The following is a 20,047-nucleotide window of genomic DNA, read 5'->3' on the forward strand; positions in this document are numbered from 1 at the left end:
AACGCGTTCTGCCATCAAGCTGCTCGTTATATAAAGGAAGCGTGTGAAATATTATTTGTACTGCATACTAATGTGGCTCTTTATTTGTTCGCAAAATGCTGTGGCTATTAATAAAGAGCGAGAAGTAATTATCGCCGCGAGCGCATCAATTCCGCCCTATGTTTTTGCAAAAACAGACTCGGGTATACACCTAGGTTTAATCAAAGCCGCGTTAAAGGCTAATGGATTTGCCAATATTAATGTGCAATATATGTCGAATAAACGCGCTGAGCATCAATTGCATAATAAAGGAGTAGATATACTTTTAAATTATGCAGGAGAAAGTAGTGCAGGTATTTACTCAAGTAAACCGGTACTTAGTTATGAAAATGTAGCCATCACACTCAAGCGAAATAAATATAATATTGATGAAATAGAAGGCATGTTTAATAAAAACGTCCTTGCTTTTCAAAATGCAACTGCATATCTGCCTTCTATATTTAAAAGTAATGTTAAACACTTTAGCTCATATCAAGAGGTTATTAATCAAAAGGCGCAGGTAGATAAGCTGTTAAAAGGTTGGGTGGATGTAATTGTGTTAGATAAGCGTATTTTTTACTATTACTACAATCAACATAAATCACCCGAAGCTGTGCAAATTTACACTTTATTTCCAAAAGCAGAGCGACCTGCTTATTTTAATAACCTCTCTTTAGCTACTGAGTTTGATATAGGTTTGGCGCTCATCAAGCAAAACGGTACTTATAAAAGAATTGTTGATGAAGGCCAAACCCATTCATCAATCAAATAACGCCACTGTTTGACGTGTAAGCGCTATTAGCTCACCGGATTGTGACCATATACAGCCATCTTCTAAACCATAGCCATCTTTTGAATGATGAGTGATTGCTTCAAAGCCAAGCCATTCGCCAGGTGATAAGTTTGGCTCTTGTACAAACTCTAAATACCATGACATGCTACTAGCTGGAGCGGGTTGTTTAAACATTTGTAATAACGTAGGTGGCCATGCATCTGTTAATGCAATTACATGCGCTTCAGTTATTTGTTCGGGCGTATGTTTAAAGCGCATCCATCCCCCTAAGTGAGACGTTTCTGCGCTGCTAAATGGCATGGCACCTTGTTGAGGGCATAAATCAACATGTTGAAAAAATTCAGGCATCTGGCCTTTAATAAAAGGTAGAGTATGGCGCTCGTCTACCGGTTTTAACCCTAAAGACTTTGAAACAGGCACATTTACACCCGACTCTCTACTTTTAGCAAAACACGCTTGTACAATTACACACACTTGTTCATTTTGAATGGCTTTGGCGAGTACCTGTGTGCTGCTTTTACCTTGTCGTAATATTTCTACCGATAACGAAAAAGGAGTATCAGCTAGTAATGGCCCTACAAAATTTGTACTGAGTGAGAGTAGGCGACGATCACTGGATACTTTTCCTCTGATAGCTTGATACAACAGTGCGGCTGAGAGCCCACCAAAAGCAGTTCTGCCTTGGCACCAGTTTTCTGGAAATTGCATTGTGCTAGTTAATTGTTCGGTATTGTCTGAACTTCCAATTTTTGCAGCTTGGAGAAGTAATTGTTCAAAATGCATGAAGATGTCCTTTTATAGTGCGATTTAATAAATTTATAACACAACCAAACTAGTCAGACCAGTAATTAAAAACGTCTCTGGCGGTGCAAAAATCACCATTCCTTACAATTATTAGGGTTATTTTGTAAATAAATCACAAAAAATGGATTTTTTTTCATTTTTACAGTTGAAATAAGTTTGGCGCATCCCTATTTACTATGTCATCGAACGTATTAACGAATATTGAAGTTGGAGAAGTTTCATGGGTAAAATTATTGGAATCGATTTAGGTACTACAAACTCTTGTGTTGCAGTACTTGATGGTGGCAAAGCACGTGTTATTGAAAACGCGGAAGGCGATCGCACAACCCCGTCTATTATTGCTTACACGCAAGACGGCGAAACATTAGTAGGTCAATCTGCTAAGCGTCAAGCGGTTACTAACCCGACAAACACATTATTTGCAATCAAGCGTTTAATTGGTCGTCGTTTTGAAGACGAAGAAGTACAGCGCGATATCGGCATCATGCCGTTTAAAATCATCAAAGCTGATAACGGCGATGCATGGGTAGAAGCGGGTGGCGAAAAACGCGCTGCACCACAAATTTCTGCTGAAGTACTGAAAAAAATGAAGAAAACGGCAGAGGACTTCTTAGGTGAAGAAGTAACTGAAGCTGTAATCACAGTACCTGCATACTTTAACGATTCACAACGTCAAGCAACGAAAGATGCTGGTCGTATTGCGGGTCTTGAAGTTAAACGTATTATCAATGAGCCAACTGCTGCGGCACTTGCTTACGGTATGGATAAAAACCGTGGCGAAAACATCGTTGCAGTATATGACTTAGGTGGCGGTACTTTCGATTTATCAATCATTGAAATTGATGAAGTTGAAGGCGAGCACACGTTTGAAGTACTTGCTACAAACGGTGATACTCACTTAGGTGGTGAAGATTTCGATAACCGTGTAATCAACTACCTAGTAGCTGAATTCAAGAAAGATCAAGGTTTAGACTTAAAAACTGATCCTCTTGCAATGCAACGTGTTAAAGAAGCTGCTGAAAAAGCAAAAATTGAACTGTCATCTGCACAATCAACTGAAGTAAACCTTCCGTATGTAACTGCTGATGCAACAGGTCCTAAGCACATGAACGTGAAACTAACACGTGCTAAGCTTGAATCACTAGTTGAAGATTTAGTAACTAAATCTCTAGAGCCACTTAAACGTGCACTTGCTGATGCTGATTTATCAGTAAGCGACATCAACGATATTATTCTTGTTGGTGGCCAAACACGTATGCCTTTAGTACAAAAAACAGTTGCTGATTTCTTCGGTAAAGAACCACGTAAAGACGTAAACCCTGATGAAGCAGTTGCAGTAGGCGCAGCGATTCAAGGTGGTGTACTTGCTGGTGACGTTAAAGATGTACTATTACTAGACGTTTCTCCATTATCTCTAGGTATTGAGACAATGGGTTCAGTAATGACTGCATTAATTGAGAAAAACACGACGATTCCTACTAAGAAGTCGCAAACATTCTCAACAGCTGAAGACAACCAATCTGCTGTAACAATTCACGTGTTACAAGGTGAGCGTAAACGTTCAAGCGACAATAAATCTTTAGGTCAATTTAACCTAGAAGGTATTCGCCCAGCACAACGTGGTACACCGCAAATCGAAGTAACATTCGATGTTGATGCCGATGGTATCTTACATGTATCTGCGAAAGATAAAGATACAGGTAAAGAGCAAAAAATCACAATTCAAGCATCTTCAGGCTTAAGTGATGAAGAAGTTGAAAAAATGGTTCGTGATGCAGAAGCACATGCTGAAGACGATAAAAAGTTTGAAGAACTTGTAGCTGCTCGTAACCAAGCTGATGCTCTAGTACACGGTACTCGTAAGCAAATTGAAGAAGCTGGCGATGCATTACCAAGCGAAGACAAAGAAGCGATTGAAGCGGCTGTTGTAGATTTAGAAGCTGCTATTAAGAGCGACAACAAAGAAGAGATTGAAGCTAAAACTCAAGCTCTTGCTGAAAAGTCTCAAAAACTAATGGAAATTGCACAAGCGAAAGCACAGCAAGGTTCAGCAGATGCAGGCGAGCAACAGCAATCAGCTAAGCAAGACGACGATGTTGTTGATGCAGAGTTCGAAGAAGTGAAAGACGACAAGTAATTGTTGCTAACGCTTCTCGCTAGCCAAAAACACTTAACTCAATCGAGTGTTTAGGTTAGGATGAACAATTGAGGCGCGCGAGCAATAGCTTGTCGCGCCTTTTGCATGTATTTAAGGTTTAAAAATTCAATGATAAATCGATGCGATTTATCGGTTTATCCAGCAGCTCACGCTGCAAACAGAAAAGAGTAGTGTGATAGATATGTCAAAACGCGATTATTACGAAGCCCTCGGCGTAAGCAAAGATGCGAGTGAGCGAGACATAAAAAAAGCGTATAAACGCTTAGCGATGAAATATCATCCAGATCGTACCGCAGGCGATAAAGAGCTTGAAACTAAATTTAAAGAAGTTAAAGAAGCTTACGAGATTTTAACCGATCCTCAAAAACGCCAAATGTATGACCAACATGGTCACGCGGCATTTGAGCAAGGCGGTGGCGGTGGTCATGGCGGCTTTGGTGGCGGTCATGGCGATTTTGGTGATGTATTTGGTGACGTATTTGGCGATATTTTTGGTGGCGGTGGTCGACGTCAATCTCGTCAACAACGTGGTTCTGACTTACGTTACAACATGGACTTGAGCTTAGAAGAAGCGGTTCGTGGTAAAGAAGTTGAAATTAAAGTACCAACATGGGTGGGTTGTGAGCCATGTGATGGCAGTGGTGCTAAAGCAGGTTCTAAGCCTAAAACATGTACTACGTGTCATGGTGCTGGCCAAGTACAAATGCGCCAAGGTTTCTTTGCTGTTCAGCAAACGTGTCCAACGTGTCAGGGACAAGGTCAGATTATTTCAGACCCTTGTAACAAATGTCATGGTCAAGGCCGCGTAGAAAAAACTAAAACGCTTTCAGTTAAAATTCCAGCTGGCGTTGATACAGGAGACCGTATCCGCTTAACTGGTGAAGGTGAAGCCGGAATGCACGGCGCGCCATCTGGCGACTTGTACGTGCAAGTATCTGTTCGCGAACATGAAATATTTGTACGTGAAGCAAATAATTTATACTGTGAAGTACCAATTAGCTTTACAACAGCAGGTCTTGGTGGCGAAATTCAGGTGCCTACACTTGATGGTCGTGCAAAACTTAAAATACCTTCTGAAACGCAAACGGGCAAAATGTTCCGTATGCGTGGCAAAGGCGTTAAGTCTGTTCGAAGTGGTGCCCAAGGCGATCTAATTTGTAAGGTAGTAATCGAAACGCCAGTTAATCTTAACGAGCGTCAACGTGAACTACTGCAAGAGTTAGATGAAAGTATGGGTACAGATAGCTCGAAAAATCGTCCTAAAGAGCAAGGCTTTTTTGACGGTGTTAAAAAGTTTTTTGATGATTTAACTAAGTAAATTATTATTAATAATGAAACGGCGCTTTTTAGCGTCGTTTTTTTTGCTTTAAATTTTATTTTTGTTACTGTAAAAAAAAACACGATTAAATAGTATGACCCCAGCAATCGAATTACTTAAAAAACAAAAAATCCCCTTTGAAGTACTCAGTTACGAACACGATGCAGGTAATAGTCAATATGGGCTTGAAGCTGTTGAAAAGTTAAATTTAGATAGCGCCCAAGTATATAAAACTCTCGTTCTTGAAACGCATGAAAGGCAGCTAATTGTTGCTGTTACTCCTGTGTCGCAACAAGTTAACTTAAAACAGTTGGCAAAATTATGTGGTGCCAAAAAAGTAGCCATGGCTGCCCCGCAAAAAGTTCAAGCTAGCACTGGTTATATTTTAGGTGGAGTAAGTCCACTTGGGCAAAAAAAACGCTTAGCTACGTTTATTCATAGTAGTGCTTCACTTTTTGATACTATTTATGTGAGCGCTGGAAAGCGAGGTTTAGAAATCGCACTCTCCCCAACTAATTTAGCGGCGTTAACTAGCGCTAAATTTGGCGATTTATAGCCTTTATTTTTAAAATTACTCTCCATAAAGGCAATTAACTCAAGTTAAGCAATTTGCTCAATACCTTATTTGTAACTACATTGAGAGTATCTTTATACCGTTAATATTTAATACCAAACGGTATTACACATTTTGTATACGGCTGTTTGTATGAACCTTTTAGATGTAGATTATTTTGCAATACTGGTGGCTGCACTGTCTTCTTTTATGCTTGGCGGCATATGGTACTCAAAAGCACTCTTTAAAAACGCTTGGCTAGAAAGTATTGGTTTAACTGACCTTGATTTACAATCAGCCAATCCTAAGTTGATATTTGGCGGCAGCTTCTTTTTAGTATTTATAGCGGCTTTAATGTTGTCTCTATTTTTAGGTAAAGACGCAAGCTTAGTTGAGTGTATAGGAACAGGCTTTGTAATCGGCTTTTTTTGGATCAGTAGTTCACTAGGATTAAGTTATATATTTGAGCAACGCCCTTTAAAGCTATTTTTAATTAATGGGAGTTACTGTATTTTACAGTTTTCGTTAATGGGGCTTATTTTAGGTATTTGGCCGTAAGGGTTGAGTAGCCGTTAATGCCCGGTTTGATTCTTACCTGAGAGTAGAGTAGGTTTATATAATCGTATTTACATGATTTGGTAGCGGTATTAATGAAAATATTAGTAGTTGATGATATGCCACTCATGCGTCATGTTTTAATTAATATGCTAAGAAAGTTGGAGTATTGCAATATCGTTGAAGCTACAGATGGATTACAAGCTTTGGCTTTATTACGTGAGCAACATTTCGATTTGGTTATTACAGATCTTCATATGCCAAAAATGGATGGCGTTGATTTACTCACAAACATTCGAAAAGACAGAGCCCTTGCTGATATTCCTGTGTTGATGGTTACCTGTGAGGATAGTACAGATAAAGTTAAGCAAGTAATTGCGGCTAAAGTATCGGGGTTTATAATCAAACCTTTTAATATGAATGTATTATCATCTCAATTAAACCGCTTCTTTTTCAAAGATTAAGTTATATTGTTCATCATCATTAATTATTATGAGCTCACTTTAATAATCATACCGCGTAAAAATTCTAAAACCCAGTGGTCACCTTTATCTACCTAATACCAATGAGCAATAATACCTAATCATTTTGCGAGGCTAAATGTATCGCTCCCTGTGTTAAAAAATTCTCATTTAGAACAGTTAAATAGCGAATTTTCGCCTAGCTATCAACACGTTTTTCTACCCTCGAAATAGATCACTTAATTAAACGAATTGCTATAAACTGGTATCATAAAGAATAATTTTTTATATAGTACTGAAGGACTTAATGGCAAAACCTAATAAAAAAGGCCCAACTAAAACGGTCGATATTTTTTGCTCTGCTTGTAAAGCTTCCTTATTTAAATATCGAAAAGGAGGCAAAGGAGCATTAGTTAAGTGTTTTAAAGAGCGTATTAGTCAAGACTTTACACAAGAGCCCTGTATTTGTCCTAACTGCAGTCGGCCTTTTGCCCGAGAAGCGATTATTCGTGGTGCACCTGCCTATAAAATAATTGGTGGCAAAGTAACGTTTAAATAATTCAGATACAGTAAAATTTCTTCATACGGACATATGGCCTTGTTAGAATTTACCATATTGATAGAATCGCTCGGTTTGCTGTTTCAATGAATGAAAAAATACCCTCCCCATGGATCGGGCCAGTTTATTGGGTTATTTAAAAATGGATAAAGGATAGTTTCGTGATAGCACTCTTATTTGACATCATAGGTATGACAGGTACTTTTTTAGTAGTTGGTTCATTTTTCTTACTGCAGCTAGGAAAGACGTCTCCATCTAGCCTAACGTATAATATGATGAATTTAACAGGGGCGATTTTGTTGTTAATTAGCCTTTGCTATAACTTTAATTTAGCGAGCTTTGTGATAGAAATATTTTGGATAGCTGCTTCATTAATTGGTTTATACAAATACCTAAAAAACAGATCAGCTTTAGCTACAAATTAATAACGTATTAATTTTGTTCTAAACCTTAAACACTGCAAGCACAACTGTTTGCGGTGTTTTTTGTTTTTAGGACTAAATTTAATTAACAAGTATAATTAAATTCATTTGTTAACAAAAAGTTTATATCCCTGCCTCATATAAGTCGTTACACTAGCGACCTTAAATTTTTAGGCTATTTCTCGGGTAGGCCATGTTTACGTTTTCTAAAAAAATAATTACAGTATGTATATTATTAGTATTAATTTTGGTTGTTACATTTTGGGTAGGCCGCGCTCACGATATTGAAAAAGCAACAGCTCAAGCGCAGCGTCAGGTTACTCAATTAAATAATTACATTGATACTGAACTCGCTCGTTTTTCGGCTATTCCCCAGCTACTTACTTATAATCAGTTAATGATTGAATTTGCAAACGGCGACCAAGCCCATTACAACGCTATAAATAACTACTTAGCTGATATACAACAAGCCAGTGGTGCATCAGATATATTTGTACTTAATGCCCAAGGCGCAGTAACGGCAAGTAGTAACTGGCAAGCCGATTACACATTTTTAGGCAGTAACTTTGCCTTTAGACCTTACTTTAAACGTGCATTTGCAGGTGAAAAAGTGGCCTACTTTGCACTAGGTATGCGTTCAAAAGAGCGTGGTATTTATTTTTCGCAGGCTGTTTATCACGACAACAAAGCGGTTGGTGTTGTTGTATTAAAAGTGAATGTAAGCAAATTTGAAAACGACAGAGAGCTTTTAAATACATCTAAAGGTAGCCATTTTTATTTAGAGCTTAGTGATAATGTAATTGCGATGTCTGATATGCAAACATGGCGTTTAAATAGCTTCAGCGAGTTTGATATAACAAAGCGACGTAATATAAAGTTACGCCGTGCTTATTTAGATCATCAACCTGTATATATTAAGCAATTTCAATATAAGAGCCAGGGTATTTCGCATTTCAAAATTAATAAAAATCTTTATGTGAGTGCGACAAAGCCATTGCGTTACTTTAGTGCACATATGAACGTACTTGTTGATATTACAAAAGTAAATTCAGCTCAATTAATACGCTTGTTTTGGGCATTTAGCATTTATGCTTTAGTTATTATTGTTGGTTATAGTTTACTTGCTCGTTTTGCGGGTTATAAAAAGCTCGTTTACTCTAGGCATAGTCTTGAGCAAAAAGTGATTGAGCGCACACAAGAGCTTGAGAAAACGCAAGTTGCATTAGTTCAATCAGCAAAACTTGCAACAATTGGGCAGTTAAGCGCAGGTATTAATCACGAAATAAACCAGCCCCTTAGCGCTATGAATACTTACCTAGCAAGCGCCAAACGTTTACTCGCTAAGCAAAATTACACCGCACTTGGCGAAAGCATAACTGTGATTGAGGGGCTTGTAGGTCGCGTACACAAAATAGTGGGGCAGCTAAAACATTTTAGCAAACCATCACAAACTCAATTAAGGCCTTATCCGTTAGCTGGTTTATTAAATAACGCCTTGATGATTGCCAGCTCACAACTAAAACAAGATAACGTACACGTAGAGCAGCCTAATTTAGATAGTGGGTTAATAGTGTGGGTTGATTCACTTAAATTTGAGCAAGTGTTGGTTAACTTAATAACTAACGCGAGCCAAGCTATGAATGGCGCAATAATACGTAAATTAAGTTTTAATGTTGAGTGCTTTGATAATCGAGTAAAACTCTCAATTTTAGATACAGGGCCTGGAATAGAGCAACATGCTTTTGGTAATATTTTCGAACCTTTTTATAGTACTAAAGAGAGTAACGGTTTAGGCCTTGGATTATCTATTTCAAAACAAATCATTGACTCGTTTAATGGCTCTTTAAGTGCGCACAATCGACTGCAAGGCGGGGCTGAGTTTATAATCAGTCTATCAAGCACGCAGGATAAAACAGATGATTGAAAACTCACCGTGTAAGCACATCATTGTAGTTGATGATGAAGCGATGATCAGAGATTCATTAAAACAATTACTTACTCTCGAAGGCTATACAGTTGAGTGTTTTAATGATGCAAGTACGGCTCTAACAAAGCTTAATCGACGTTTTATGGGCGTTGTACTGAGTGACATAAATATGCCGGCAATGGATGGGCTTACCTTGCTTGAGCAAGTCACGGCATTTGATAGTGAACTGCCGGTTATATTTTTAACAGGGTACGCCGATGTAACTATTGCTGTTAAAGCTATGCAATTAGGCGCGTATGACTTATTTGAAAAACCAGTAAACGAAACATTGCTTGATTGCATAGCAAGAGCATGCGACAAGCGTAGCTTAGTGATTCAAAATCGTGCACTAAAACTTGCTGTACAAAAAACCTCAGCGCCGGGTGTACGAATACTAGGTGATACTCCTAAAATGCAAGATATGATGCATTTACTCAATACGGTTATTGATACCCCAGCTGATGTAATGATTGAAGGTGAAACTGGCACGGGTAAAGAGCTTGTAGCGCGTTACTTACACGATCAAAGTATTCGCTCAGCAAGTAACTTTGTGGCTATAAATTGCGGCGCGGTGCCTGAGCAGTTGATAGAAAGTGAGTTATTTGGTGCTGCAAGCGGTGCCTATACCGGAGCAACTCACACTCGTAAGGGAAAGTTTGAATTTGCACAAGGTGGTACAGTTTTTTTAGATGAAATAGAAAGTACCCCAATGTCGTTGCAGGTTAAATTATTACGCGTATTAGAGGAGCGAAAAGTAACTCCAGTAGGTGATAATAAAGCAATTGAATTAGATATAAGAATTGTTGCAGCCACTAAAGTAGATTTGCTTTTATTAGTTGAAAAAGGTGAATTTAGAGCAGATTTATATTATCGACTAAGCTTGGTAAAAGTAGATATACCGCCTCTTAGAGCTCGCAAAGCAGATATAGTATTACTGTTTAAGCATTTTAGCTCTATTGCAGCAACACGCTATCACAAGCCGCCAGCACCTCTTAATAGCGAAATACAACAGCGACTCTTAGCGTACGACTGGCCTGGTAATGTAAGGGAGCTTAGAAACCAAGCTGAGCGCGCGGTTTTATTAGGAGTAGAACTTGCTTTTAGTGTTAGTAAAACGCAGGCTAAAGGTGAGCTTTCTCCCGATTTAAGCTTATCTGAAAAAGTTGCTTTTTATGAGCAGTCGTTAATAGAAGAAGCCCTAGAGCGTAACCATGGCAGTATTAAAAATACGATGGATACACTGCAAATCGCTCGTAAAACCCTTTACGATAAAATGAGTAAATACAATTTAAACCGCGATATGTTTATTGACTAAATTGTGTGGTTTATGTGACAACTTCGTTTTTATGGTGTGTGGGAAACCGCACATTTATTCTCTTTTTTATACGCAATACCCATTAACTATCTGAAATATAGAAGTATTTTACCATTGGCAGTAAAGTTGCCTTATTAGGTCTGACAACAAGTAGATTCTAATAATTAGGACACATAATGATAAAGTTTACACACTCTACTATTTTACTCACCTCAATAAGTAGCTTTGCTTTTTACTCGTACACGGCTTGCGCTACTGAATATGATGTTTATGGTAAAGCCGAAGTGCAAATTGCTAATACAGATACGGGTATTATGCGTTACGCAGAAGAAGGCACGCAGATTGAAGCGCCATTTTCGCGTATAGGTATTCAAGGGCAACACAAATTAAATGAATATTTAAACGTTGTTTTTAAATACGAAGTGCAAGTAAAAGGCTTTGAGCAAGATGACACCGAAGAGCCATTTAGTGCAAGGAATACATACCTTGGTTTAAAAGGTCAATTTGGCGAGCTTGTAGTGGGAAGAAATGATACTCGCTTTAAATACTCTGAAGGCAAAGTTGATAACTTTAATGAAACCCAAGGTGACATAGCTCAAGTTATTGCAGGACAAGATAGACTTGGTGATACGCTAACATACACTTCTAAGTATTGGCATAATACGCAATTTTCGTTTACTTACGCTCCAAAAGATGACAACAAAGATAATGAAGCTGGATTTGCAGCAACCTTTATTTATGGTGATCGTAGCTTAAAAAACACCTCATATTACTTATCATTAAGCCATGTTGATTCTCTTAATAATATTAATGCGAGCCGAATAGCAGCAGCCTATAAATTTGAACAATTACAGCTTGGTGCGCTATATCAGCATTCTGAATCAACAGATGGTATAAAATCAGGTAACGGTTATGTGTTAAGTGCAAGCTATACGCTTGATAAATGGGTACCTAAATTACAGTTTGCTAAAGATGATTCTTTACTTCGTCAAACTTCTGAGGCAACGCAATGGACTACGGGCCTTGACTATGTATTTGATAAGCAAACAACTGCTTACCTTTTATACACCGACCTTAATTTAGAAGAACAAGACGACAGCAGTGTTGCGCTTGGTCTTAAATACAAATTTTAGAGGCCTGTCATGACAGATAATATACTCACGCAAAAACCAGATAAGAAAAGAAATTTCCAATGGCTTTTTTTGATACTAGGCCCTGTAGTAATGCTAATGACATGTTTACTCGATCCACCAACGGGTATGTCTGTAGCGGCATTTAAAACCGCAGGTTTAGCATTTTGGATGGCATCGTGGTGGGTGAGCGAAGTAGTACCAATTCCAGCAACTGCTTTGCTCCCTCTGGTAATATCACCACTGGCTGATATAGCAGCAATTAAAAGCGTGGCTGCCCCGTATGCGCACCCGCTAATATTTTTATTTTTAGGTGGTTTTTTAATTTCTATTGCTATGGAGCGTTGGGGGTTACATAAACGTATTGCGCTAAGCACCATGTTATATGCGGGTAAAAAGCCAAGCTTGCAAATTTTAGCCATGATGCTGGTAACCGCATTTTTGTCGATGTGGATGTCAAATACCGCAACAGCTGTAATGATGCTGCCTATTGCGCTTTCAATTACTAATTTAGTTAAGCAATCAGACCCGAGTAATGAAGGTTTTGGTAAGGCTTTACTGTTATCAATCGCTTATGGTGCAAGTATTGGTGGTATTGCTACCTTAATCGGTACTCCGCCTAATGCTTTAATGGCTGCTTACTTGTCAGATAGTTACCAAATAGAAATTGGCTTTGCGCAATGGATGATTATAGGCGTACCACTGTCTTTAGGCATGCTAATTATTAGCTGGGTTTGGCTTACTAAATTTGCGTATAAAGTAGATGCTAATGTTAAAAACGATCAAAAAATTGATACAAAAGCGGTGTTTTCAACGCAGTTAAAAAGCCTAGGTATAATGCAGCGCGCCGAAAAAGGCGTGTTATTTGTGTTTGTTTTAGCAGCACTGTGTTGGATATTTAGACCTTTATTAGGTGATATAACAGGTCTTAATATTTCAGATACTACTATTGCAATTGCAGCGGCATTGCTGTTGTTTGTAATGCCAGCGAATAAAGGCAAAGATGAGCGTATCCTTGATTGGGAAAGCGCAGCTAAAGTGCCGTGGGGCGTTTTATTATTATTTGGTGGCGGGCTTACACTTGCATCTCAAATTAAGTCATCAGGGCTTGCTGAATTTATTGCTCACCTAATTGAAGGCGCCAGCACTATTCCACTTGTTATGAGTGTACTTGTTGTTGTGGCATTAATTACGTTTTTAACTGAGATCACAAGCAATACAGCAACTGCAGCTGGCTTTCTTCCTTTGTTAGGGCCCGTTGCAGAGTCTATAACAGGTTCACCATTGGTTTGGGTTATTCCTGCAGCTATAGCGTGTAGTTGTGCGTTTATGATGCCGGTAGCGACACCACCAAATGCTATTGTGTTTGGCTCAGGGCAAATTCAAATGCGCGACATGATAAGAGCGGGCTTTGTGCTAAACATTGTGGCTATTGTATTAATTACGTTGGTTACAATGACGATTGCAGCCCAAGTATTTGGCTTTTAAAGCTGAACTAAATTAGTTCTAACCAACCTATGCCAGAGTAGCTTTGTTTATATTTACAGTTTTAAACAAAGCTACTCTTTATGCTTATTTATATTGCTTAAGAAGCTCTTTTTTAGATAATTAGTGTTATTGCTCGAAAAACAGAACAAGGTTATAGTCGTTAATAACTTTAAAAATTGAGTAACCTATTTTGAGCACTGAGACATCACAGGCAATGCCTTTAATTCCCCAGTTTGATGAATTGCAAAAAAGCTTTCTCGAAACGCCTTACTTGCCAATTGATAAACGTCTCGTTTTATTGAAAAAACTCCGTGTACGTATTGTTGAACTTGAGCAAGAGCTAGTAGATGCTGCTTCAAAAGACTTTGGTTACAGAACCGCTTTCGATACATTACTAGGCGATATATTACCTACAGTGCAAACACTCGCGCACATTATTAAAAAATTGCCAAAATGGGCAAAGCCAAGTAATCGCTCTGTGGGTTTAAGCTTATGGCCTTCAAAAGTAAGTGTTAATTATCAGCCCAAAGGTGTGGTTGGTATTATTGCACCGTGGAATTACCCCATTCAGTTAGCGTTAGTACCTGTGCTTACCGCCATAGCTGCCGGTAATAGAGTGATGCTTAAATTAAGCGAATTCACACCTCATACAAACGCCGTTATCGAAAAAATATTTAAAGATGATCTGCAAGCTCATTGTAAAATAATACTAGGGGCGAGTGATGTGGCAGCACAGTTTTCATCACTGCCATTTGCTCATTTATTATTTACGGGTTCTACGAACGTAGGTAAATTAGTAATGGCGTCAGCGAGTCGTAATTTAACGCCGGTAACGCTTGAACTCGGTGGTAAATCGCCAGTTATTATTACGCAAAATGCCGATATTAAAAAAGCGGCACAAGCCTTACTGTTTGGTAAAATGGCCAACGCAGGGCAAATATGCGTTGCACCCGACTACGTATTTGTACCCAAAGAGCTTGAGCATCAGCTTATTCAGCAATTATGCGAGTTGTATAAAAAGCATTTTAAAGACGGTGTTGAAGGTAAAAACTTAACTTCTATCATTAGCGATGCGCATTATAAACGTTTGGCAACCTACTTAGAGCAAGCCCAAGAACTGGGTGCAAACATTATTAAGCCACTTGAACACAATCATCAGCAAGACGAAGAAAAGCATCGTATGGGGCTGCATTTAGTGACTCAAGTAACTGACGAAATGCAGCTTATGCAAGATGAGTTATTTGGTCCAATACTGCCAATAATGAGTTATGAAAAGCTCGACAGCGCAATTGACTATATTAAAGCTCATCACCACCCATTAGCGCTTTATATTTTAGGCCAAGATAAGCACGCTCAAGAATACATTATGAAGCAAACAATCAGTGGCACTGTGGCAATAAACGATACCTTAGTGCAAGTAACTGCTGACGATGCTCCTTTTGGTGGTGTAGGCCATTCAGGAATGGGGCATTATCATGGTATAGAAGGTTTTTTAACGTTTAGCCATGCTAAAAATACGTTAGTATCGGGCTCGTTTAATCCTCGCATTGTTATGCTACTAAAACAAAGCAAACTTATTATTAAGCTTCTAAAGTGGCTTTACATAAAATAATAGGGTGCTGATTTGGTAAAGTTGAATAGGTGTTAACTTGCTAATCAAGATATATTAAAAAGGCTGAATTACATTATGTAATTCAGCCTTTTTTAGATTAGTTTAAAGCTACGGTCTTAAACTCTAAAATAAGACTTTAAAATAAGCGACCTTCGCCAGCATAGGTACCCACTTGTATTTTTGCATAAATGGCATCGGCTTTTTCTTTAGCTGCTTCAATTTCTTTAGGCAGCATTTTACGCTCATCAAGTTTACGGCTATGACTCGCTTGCATATTACCGTTGTACTCAGCGATAGTATTCCAAATATATGACTTTTCAAGATCTTTTGGCATACCTAGTCCTTCAAAATACATGAGGGCTAAATTAAATTGCGCTAAAGAGTAATTGTTTGCAGCTGCTTTTTCGTACCAGTTACGTGCCGCTTCATAGTCTCGTGTAACACCCACGCCATTAGCGTACATTACGCCCAAATTAAATTGAGCTGCAGGTAAATTCTTCTTAGCTGCTTTTTCAAATAAGGTAACTGCCATTTGATGATCAAGTTTTACGCCTTTACCTTCATCGTATAAAACAGCTAGAGCAAACATCGAATCAGCATGGTTCTTTTTAACGCCTTGTTGATAAAGCGCAGCTGCTTTGCGGTAATCGCGTGTTACACCGTATCCACCTTCGTATAATTTGGCTAGTTCGTAAATTCCTGGCGCAAAACCTTTATCTGCTAGGTATTGGAATTCTTTTAGGGCGACTGCAAATTCACCTTCGTTAGCTGCTCTTATGCCATCTTCTAATGTTGCATGAGCGAAAGGGCTGGCAAGTAAAACGCCAGCAAGAACGAGTGCTTTTAAATTAAACTGTGACATATTAATGTCTCCAATTAGTAATAGTTTCGATAGATTTTAGAGCCAGTACATTTTTTAGGTTAAACACCCACTGCTATTTAGGCTCGCCCTTGAGGCGGTTTGCTCTTTGTTGCTCGGTTTTTTAATGAGCTTACTAAGTTACAAACTTTGCGCGGCGATTAAATAGCGCCTAGATAGAACAAATTTTAATCCTAAAAGTTCAACAGGCCATAGCTAAATGCTAATTTATTAAATTTTTGCACTATTTGCACATTATAAACGTTTAATACCCAATACATTTATGTAAAGACTAAATCGGCTACTATAAATAGATGCAAAAAAAGGGGTCTACTGTTATGTTTTACGCCAGCTTTAGTGTAAACGCAAGGCGGTACCTTATAAGATCGTGCGTATAAAATGTAAATAACACCGCGGTGGACTTTCAAGGCAAGCTAATGAGTTTAAGAAGTGTAAGATACAGATTTTATAGAAAATTTAAAGATATAAAAAAAGCCCGTTAGGGCTTTTTTGAGTCATATTAACCGTCACTAATATGAGCAATGTAGCAAGTAAATGTGATATTTGGTGTTATTACTTGGGTCGAGTAAGCAATAACACGAAGCGGCACGTTCTTCTTTTAATGTGTCAGCATCCTTGCTGAATATTCTTCCATAGGCACTGAGGTCGGTACACTTTGTTTCTGATAATGATTATTAGTTAGATTAACGCGCAAGTCAATACTTAATGATAATTATTATCAAATAAGATTTTCATGAGTATAAAATTTTAAATAAGGAAAGTGATGCTTAATAATCTTAAAGCTAAAAAAGTGATAAATGCATGCTTTGCTATCAGCATGGTATTTTTGTGTAGCTGTTCAGCCTCATTCACTTATAACAACTTGAGCTGGCTTTCGTCATTTTGGGTAGATGATTATATTGATTTAAATAAAACACAAAATAAGCAGCTCAAACAGATTATTAACACGACCCAAGCCTGGCACAGAAGTACGCAGCTGCCTGCCTACAAACAAGACATTCAAAATATTAAGGCACTTTTTAACACCACACTAAGCATTGATCAGTTAAAAGAGCAGGTGGTTTTTGCTAAAAAGCATTGGCAAAACCTACTTGAATACGCGCACATGCCTTTAGCTGAGCTTGGGGCAACCTTATCAAGTGAGCAAAGAGAAGAGCTTTTAAACAATATTCAAATAAAAATTAACGACGAACGTGAAGAGTTAAACGAACAAAGCCCGCTTGAGCGAAAAGATGAGCGTTTGGAAGAGCAATTTGAATACTACGAGCAGTGGATAGGAAAGCTTAGTAAACAACAAAAAGCGCTGATTAAATCAACTAATGAGCAACATCAAGACTCAGAGGCGTTGTGGTTAGAGTACAAGCAAACCCGTTTGAATGCGGCCAAACAGGTATTTACAAATGCTGAAATTACAAAAAAAGAATTTATAAATCAGTTGAGTACAGTTATTAAAGAGCGCGAACTATATATGAGCGATGCACTATTGAAAACCAATGAAGCAAACTTAGATTTATATATAAATTTACTCTACGAATTAAACTCAACCTTAAATGATAAACAACGCCAAAGCGTTAATGATCAATTTGATGAGTTAATTGAGACCTTAAACGATATAATAAAAAACTAAATTGTGCGTGAATTATTAAGTTTTAAATTAGCTGTTTAGGCTGATTTGTTTTTAAACGCAAAAATGCTTTTTAAAGGGCAATATATGGTTACAGATTTGAAAAGTATCTTAAACACTTGGTATCCCAACAGGGACAACCAAGAATGGGTTTTAGCTACTTTGTACAAAATTGAAGGCTCTAGCTACAGAAAGCTAGGTGCTATGATGCTTATTTCGAGCCTAGGCGAGCGCTTAGGGATGCTTTCGGGTGGCTGTTTAGAAGCTGACATACAGCGCCATGCTAAACAAGTAATGAGTACTTTAAGCAGTAAAACCATTAGTTATGATGCTACCGATGAAGACGATTTAACATTTCAACTTGGCATTGGTTGTGGAGGCATAGTACATATCTTACTGCAGCCTATTCATAAGGCTAATGACTATTTACAGTTAGAGCTTGTATCTAAAGCACTTAATGAGAATAAACCAGGGCGATATCTTCAACAAGTAAGCCCCATTTTGCCAGCCGGTAGTGGTGTATTTACGCAAAATAATGAGTTGCATGGTTTATCAATGAACCGCAAAGCGCAGTTGGTAGAATTACAAGGCGCTACGAGTTTGCAAACCTCTATTTATCCACCGCCCCATCTATTAATAGTAGGTGGCGGCGCAGATGCAGTTCCGGTTTATACATTTGCCAAACAACTTGGTTGGAGTGTAACTGTATGGGATACACGCGCGGCTAATGCAAAAAGACAATATTTTAAAAATGCAGATGCTATTTTGCGCATCACACCGAGTGAGTTAAAAGAATATTGCATAACTCATAAAGTCGATGCGACTATTTTAATGGCTCACAGCGTTGAACTTGACGCCAGTACGTTGGCTCAATTTAAAGATGTTCCGTTTAAATATATAGGATTATTGGGTCCTAAGCACAGACGTGAACAAGTTTTAGAGCACGCAAATACGCGTGTTTCACAAATTAAGTCTCCTGTTTTTGGGCCTGTCGGTTTAAATTTAGGCGGCGACTCGCCAGAGAGTATTGCACTATCGCTGATCAGCGAAATACATGCAGTGCTGTGTGATAAAGATGCCCAATCACTAAGTCATTGGGGGCAAGAGCCGTGCTAATTGCAAAAGTTGTTTTAGCCGCAGGTCAATCATCTCGCTTTAACGGCTGTAAATTAACAGCTGATATTGGCTTTGGCAAAACAATGATTGAGCATGCTGTAAATACACTTCAAGCACTTGATGACACGCCCGTGTATGTAGTTACCGGGGCATGGCATAAAGAAGTAGCGCAGGCACTGGCAGGTTATCAAAGCATAGAGCTGATTGAGAACAAGCAATGGAGCCAAGGTTTGGGTAATTCAATCGCGACAGCTTCTCAAACTGTGTTTAAAAATAAGTCCTTTGATGGGATTTTATTTATGCTTGCGGATCAGGTTGAGCTAAAAGTAGCGCACTTAAGTGAGCTAGTTACTGGTTTTAAACGTAATCCATCGCGCTGGTGCGCAAACTATGGCGAGCGTTTAGGTGTACCCGCTATATTCCCAGCGGTTGATTTATCTCAGCTTGCAAGCTTAACTTCAGATAGAGGTGCGCAGCAATTACTGCGTTCCAGCAGTGAGGTCGTTAATACAATTAGTTTAAGTAGTGCGAGTGTAGATATAGATACTCAAAAGCAGCTAAGTAATTTTATAGCTAAAAATGAGTGAAAAAGTAGTCGTAGGGCAAAATAATTTTTAGCTGCGCTAACGCTTTAGTGCAGTGGTTATGGTATTAAGCTGTTAATGTAGCTGATGCGGTAACTATATGTGTTATGGATTAGTAGTTACAACAATCTTAACTGTTATAACCTGCGTTTAAATTAAACAATTTAAACGCAGGTTATAAAGCTTAATCAAGGGGCAAGCTATGGTGACGTTTACAATTAATGGCAAGGTGGTTGAATCACACGCAAGTGAAGATACACCATTATTATGGGTTATTCGCGATGAAATTGGATTAAAAGGTACGAAGTTTGGTTGCGGTATTGCAATGTGTGGTGCGTGTACGGTGCATTTAGATGGGCAAGCAACTCGCTCCTGTGTTTTACCAATTGGCGCTATTGCAGGAAAAAACATTACCACAATTGAAGGGCTTAATAACGAACACCCACTTCAAAAAGCATGGGTTGAAGAGCAAGTACCACAGTGCGGTTATTGTCAGTCTGGGCAAATAATGCAAGCGGCTACATTACTGGCAGCTAACCCAAGTCCTTCAGATGAAGAGATAGTAAGCCATATGAATGGTAACTACTGTCGCTGTATGGCTTATAAACGTATTAAAACTGCTATTCAACGCGCTGCAGATGAGTCACAAAGTGTAGTAAATATATTTGATCCAAATGCACAAGACGCTTAA

General features: G+C 38.5%; 19 protein-coding genes. 17 read left to right on the plus strand and 2 right to left on the minus strand.

Translation table 11 applies throughout. From position 1 onward, the window contains the following. Positions 1 to 43 precede the first annotated feature (43 nt). Positions 44 to 790, plus strand: coding sequence for an ABC transporter substrate-binding protein (locus H5160_RS11725; RefSeq protein ID WP_182737517.1), 747 nt, complete (start codon positions 44 to 46; stop codon positions 788 to 790). On the opposite strand, the gene H5160_RS11730 is transcribed toward H5160_RS11725, so the two are convergent. Continuing rightward, positions 779 to 1,594 (minus strand): thioesterase family protein, encoded by an 816-nt coding sequence (locus H5160_RS11730; RefSeq protein WP_182737518.1) that lies wholly within the window; start codon positions 1,592 to 1,594, stop codon positions 779 to 781. The genes H5160_RS11725 and H5160_RS11730 overlap by 12 nt on opposite strands. A gap of 241 nt (positions 1,595 to 1,835) precedes the next feature. Here H5160_RS11730 and dnaK point away from each other — a divergent pair, with 241 nt between their 5' ends. From dnaK to H5160_RS11790, 12 genes are all read left to right on the plus strand, one after another. Further along, positions 1,836 to 3,752, plus strand: a complete 1,917-nt coding sequence (gene dnaK / locus H5160_RS11735) for a molecular chaperone DnaK (RefSeq protein ID WP_182716357.1) — start codon at positions 1,836 to 1,838, stop codon at positions 3,750 to 3,752. 202 nt (positions 3,753 to 3,954) lie between these two features. Next, positions 3,955 to 5,091, plus strand: coding sequence for a molecular chaperone DnaJ (gene dnaJ, locus H5160_RS11740; protein WP_182737520.1), 1,137 nt, complete (start codon positions 3,955 to 3,957; stop codon positions 5,089 to 5,091). Positions 5,092 to 5,185: 94 nt separating this feature from the next. After that, positions 5,186 to 5,647, plus strand: coding sequence for a Cys-tRNA(Pro) deacylase (gene ybaK / locus H5160_RS11745; protein ID WP_024595562.1), 462 nt, complete (start codon positions 5,186 to 5,188; stop codon positions 5,645 to 5,647). Positions 5,648 to 5,797: 150 nt separating this feature from the next. Further along, positions 5,798 to 6,202, plus strand: coding sequence for a DUF1761 domain-containing protein (locus H5160_RS11750; protein ID WP_002959069.1), 405 nt, complete (start codon positions 5,798 to 5,800; stop codon positions 6,200 to 6,202). A 92-nt stretch (positions 6,203 to 6,294) separates the two neighbouring features. After that, positions 6,295 to 6,663, plus strand: a complete 369-nt coding sequence (locus H5160_RS11755; RefSeq protein WP_182712324.1) for a response regulator — start codon at positions 6,295 to 6,297, stop codon at positions 6,661 to 6,663. Between the two features lie 304 nt (positions 6,664 to 6,967). Next, on the plus strand, positions 6,968 to 7,219 hold the full coding sequence (locus tag H5160_RS11760) for a hypothetical protein (RefSeq protein ID WP_024595559.1): 252 nt from the start codon (positions 6,968 to 6,970) through the stop codon (positions 7,217 to 7,219). 161 nt (positions 7,220 to 7,380) lie between these two features. After that, the gene (locus H5160_RS11765; RefSeq protein WP_024595558.1) at positions 7,381 to 7,644 is read left to right on the plus strand and encodes a hypothetical protein; all 264 of its coding nucleotides are present in this window, start codon (positions 7,381 to 7,383) and stop codon (positions 7,642 to 7,644) included. Positions 7,645 to 7,834: 190 nt separating this feature from the next. Then, positions 7,835 to 9,565, plus strand: a complete 1,731-nt coding sequence (locus H5160_RS11770; RefSeq protein WP_182712322.1) for an ATP-binding protein — start codon at positions 7,835 to 7,837, stop codon at positions 9,563 to 9,565. Next, a complete protein-coding gene (locus tag H5160_RS11775; protein WP_002959078.1) occupies positions 9,558 to 10,922 on the plus strand; it encodes a sigma-54 dependent transcriptional regulator in 1,365 nt (454 codons plus the stop codon). The genes H5160_RS11770 and H5160_RS11775 overlap by 8 nt, the downstream gene beginning before the upstream one ends. 176 nt (positions 10,923 to 11,098) lie before the next feature. Further along, entirely contained in the window at positions 11,099 to 12,055 is a 957-nt protein-coding gene (locus H5160_RS11780; RefSeq protein WP_182693761.1) for a porin, read from the plus strand. 9 nt (positions 12,056 to 12,064) lie between these two features. Then, positions 12,065 to 13,540, plus strand: coding sequence for an SLC13 family permease (locus tag H5160_RS11785; RefSeq protein ID WP_182737521.1), 1,476 nt, complete (start codon positions 12,065 to 12,067; stop codon positions 13,538 to 13,540). 214 nt (positions 13,541 to 13,754) lie between these two features. Then, on the plus strand, positions 13,755 to 15,152 hold the full coding sequence (locus H5160_RS11790; protein ID WP_404936233.1) for a coniferyl aldehyde dehydrogenase: 1,398 nt from the start codon (positions 13,755 to 13,757) through the stop codon (positions 15,150 to 15,152). A gap of 136 nt (positions 15,153 to 15,288) precedes the next feature. On the opposite strand, the gene H5160_RS11795 is transcribed toward H5160_RS11790, so the two are convergent. Further along, on the minus strand, positions 15,289 to 16,014 hold the full coding sequence (locus H5160_RS11795) for a tetratricopeptide repeat protein (RefSeq protein WP_182716872.1): 726 nt from the start codon (positions 16,012 to 16,014) through the stop codon (positions 15,289 to 15,291). 781 nt (positions 16,015 to 16,795) lie between these two features. Between H5160_RS11795 and H5160_RS11800 the strand changes: the two genes are divergently transcribed. The 4 genes from H5160_RS11800 to H5160_RS11815 all read left to right on the plus strand — a co-directional run bounded on the left by H5160_RS11800 (position 16,796) and on the right by H5160_RS11815 (position 20,047). Further along, complete coding sequence (locus H5160_RS11800) at positions 16,796 to 17,659, plus strand: DUF6279 family lipoprotein (RefSeq protein ID WP_182737525.1); 864 nt, start codon at positions 16,796 to 16,798, stop codon at positions 17,657 to 17,659. Between the two features lie 84 nt (positions 17,660 to 17,743). Continuing rightward, the gene (locus H5160_RS11805) at positions 17,744 to 18,772 is read left to right on the plus strand and encodes an XdhC family protein (protein WP_182737526.1); all 1,029 of its coding nucleotides are present in this window, start codon (positions 17,744 to 17,746) and stop codon (positions 18,770 to 18,772) included. After that, positions 18,766 to 19,359, plus strand: coding sequence for a nucleotidyltransferase family protein (locus H5160_RS11810; RefSeq protein WP_182695170.1), 594 nt, complete (start codon positions 18,766 to 18,768; stop codon positions 19,357 to 19,359). Before H5160_RS11805 ends, H5160_RS11810 begins: the two co-directional genes overlap by 7 nt. Before the next feature lie 199 nt (positions 19,360 to 19,558). After that, complete coding sequence (locus H5160_RS11815; protein ID WP_007582016.1) at positions 19,559 to 20,047, plus strand: (2Fe-2S)-binding protein; 489 nt, start codon at positions 19,559 to 19,561, stop codon at positions 20,045 to 20,047.

Origin of the sequence: Pseudoalteromonas sp. SG43-4 (genome assembly GCF_014164325.1) — a bacterium.
Taxonomy (GTDB): Bacteria; Pseudomonadota; Gammaproteobacteria; order Enterobacterales; family Alteromonadaceae; genus Pseudoalteromonas; species Pseudoalteromonas distincta.

Coding starts and splice junctions, on each gene's coding strand:
- H5160_RS11730 (WP_182737518.1), bottom strand. CDS start 1,594: ATGCATTTTGAACAATTACTTCTCCAAGCTGCAAAAATTGGAAGTTCA.
- dnaK (WP_182716357.1), top strand. CDS start 1,836: ATGGGTAAAATTATTGGAATCGATTTAGGTACTACAAACTCTTGTGTT.
- dnaJ (WP_182737520.1), top strand. CDS start 3,955: ATGTCAAAACGCGATTATTACGAAGCCCTCGGCGTAAGCAAAGATGCG.
- ybaK (WP_024595562.1), top strand. CDS start 5,186: ATGACCCCAGCAATCGAATTACTTAAAAAACAAAAAATCCCCTTTGAA.
- H5160_RS11750 (WP_002959069.1), top strand. CDS start 5,798: ATGAACCTTTTAGATGTAGATTATTTTGCAATACTGGTGGCTGCACTG.
- H5160_RS11755 (WP_182712324.1), top strand. CDS start 6,295: ATGAAAATATTAGTAGTTGATGATATGCCACTCATGCGTCATGTTTTA.
- H5160_RS11760 (WP_024595559.1), top strand. CDS start 6,968: ATGGCAAAACCTAATAAAAAAGGCCCAACTAAAACGGTCGATATTTTT.
- H5160_RS11770 (WP_182712322.1), top strand. CDS start 7,835: ATGTTTACGTTTTCTAAAAAAATAATTACAGTATGTATATTATTAGTA.
- H5160_RS11775 (WP_002959078.1), top strand. CDS start 9,558: ATGATTGAAAACTCACCGTGTAAGCACATCATTGTAGTTGATGATGAA.
- H5160_RS11780 (WP_182693761.1), top strand. CDS start 11,099: ATGATAAAGTTTACACACTCTACTATTTTACTCACCTCAATAAGTAGC.
- H5160_RS11785 (WP_182737521.1), top strand. CDS start 12,065: ATGACAGATAATATACTCACGCAAAAACCAGATAAGAAAAGAAATTTC.
- H5160_RS11790 (WP_404936233.1), top strand. CDS start 13,755: ATGCCTTTAATTCCCCAGTTTGATGAATTGCAAAAAAGCTTTCTCGAA.
- H5160_RS11795 (WP_182716872.1), bottom strand. CDS start 16,014: ATGTCACAGTTTAATTTAAAAGCACTCGTTCTTGCTGGCGTTTTACTT.
- H5160_RS11800 (WP_182737525.1), top strand. CDS start 16,796: ATGCTTAATAATCTTAAAGCTAAAAAAGTGATAAATGCATGCTTTGCT.
- H5160_RS11805 (WP_182737526.1), top strand. CDS start 17,744: ATGGTTACAGATTTGAAAAGTATCTTAAACACTTGGTATCCCAACAGG.
- H5160_RS11815 (WP_007582016.1), top strand. CDS start 19,559: ATGGTGACGTTTACAATTAATGGCAAGGTGGTTGAATCACACGCAAGT.